This is a genomic window from Duganella fentianensis, assembly GCF_009857835.1.
Taxonomy (GTDB): Bacteria; Pseudomonadota; Gammaproteobacteria; order Burkholderiales; family Burkholderiaceae_D; genus Rugamonas; species Rugamonas fentianensis.
Genome location: NZ_WWCL01000017.1, coordinates 1,273 through 2,921 on the forward strand (window position 1 = coordinate 1,273; position 1,649 = coordinate 2,921).

Annotated in this window: 1 rRNA gene (running past one end of the window); it reads left to right on the forward strand. The window is 52.1% G+C overall.

What is annotated here, in order from left to right:
• A 23S ribosomal RNA gene (locus tag GTP23_RS22350) occupies positions 1-1,649 on the forward strand; its annotated part reaches 1,258 nt to the left of the window's first position; the annotation flags it as partial.

Sequence of the window (1,649 nt, forward strand, 5' to 3'; positions counted from 1 at the left end):
CCGCAAGGATATGGTAGGAGAGCGTTCTGTAAGCCTGCGAAGGTGGCTTGTAAAGGCTGCTGGAGGTATCAGAAGTGCGAATGCTGACATGAGTAGCGATAATGGGGGTGAAAAGCCCCCACGCCGTAAGCCCAAGGTTTCCTGTTCAACGTTCATCGGAGCAGGGTGAGTCGGCCCCTAAGGCGAGGCAGAGATGCGTAGCTGATGGGAAGCAGGTTAATATTCCTGCACCGTCGTATGATGCGATGGGGGGACGGATCGCGGAAGGTTGTCTGACTGTTGGAATAGTCAGTTTCTGATTCATAGAAGGTGCTTAGGCAAATCCGGGCACGTAATTCAAGGGATTGGGACGAGTGAACTTGTTCACGAAGCAATCGGAAGTGGTTCCAAGAAAAGCCTCTAAGCTTCAGTCATACGAGACCGTACCGCAAACCGACACAGGTGGGCGAGATGAGTATTCTAAGGCGCTTGAGAGAACTCGGGAGAAGGAACTCGGCAAATTGGTACCGTAACTTCGGGAAAAGGTACGCCCTTGTAGCTTGGCTGATTTACTTCAGTAGGGCGAACGGGTTGCAATAAACTGGTGGCTGCGACTGTTTAATAAAAACACAGCACTCTGCAAACACGAAAGTGGACGTATAGGGTGTGACGCCTGCCCGGTGCTGGAAGATTAAATGATGGGGTGCAAGCTCTTGATTGAAGTCCCAGTAAACGGCGGCCGTAACTATAACGGTCCTAAGGTAGCGAAATTCCTTGTCGGGTAAGTTCCGACCTGCACGAATGGCGTAACGATGGCCACACTGTCTCCTCCCGAGACTCAGCGAAGTTGAAGTGTTTGTGATGATGCAATCTACCCGCGGCTAGACGGAAAGACCCCATGAACCTTTACTGTAGCTTTGCATTGGACTTTGAATCAATCTGTGTAGGATAGGTGGGAGGCTTTGAAGCGGGGACGCCAGTTCTCGTGGAGCCATCCTTGAAATACCACCCTGGTTCATTTGAGGTTCTAACCTTGGCCCGTTATCCGGGTCGGGGACAGTGCATGGTAGGCAGTTTGACTGGGGCGGTCTCCTCCTAAAGTGTAACGGAGGAGTTCGAAGGTACGCTAGGTACGGTCGGACATCGTGCTAATAGTGCAATGGCATAAGCGTGCTTAACTGCGAGACTGACAAGTCGAGCAGGTACGAAAGTAGGACATAGTGATCCGGTGGTTCTGTATGGAAGGGCCATCGCTCAACGGATAAAAGGTACTCTGGGGATAACAGGCTGATTCCTCCCAAGAGTTCATATCGACGGGGGAGTTTGGCACCTCGATGTCGGCTCATCACATCCTGGGGCTGTAGCCGGTCCCAAGGGTATGGCTGTTCGCCATTTAAAGTGGTACGTGAGCTGGGTTTAAAACGTCGTGAGACAGTTTGGTCCCTATCTGCCGTGGGCGTTGGAAATTTGAAGGGGGCTGCTCCTAGTACGAGAGGACCGGAGTGGACAGACCTCTGGTGTACCGGTTGTCACGCCAGTGGCATTGCCGGGTAGCTAAGTCTGGAAGAGATAACCGCTGAAAGCATCTAAGCGGGAAACTTGCCTTAAGATGAGATTTCCCAGAGCCTTGAGCTCTTTGAAGGGTCGTTCGAGACCAGGACGTTGATAGG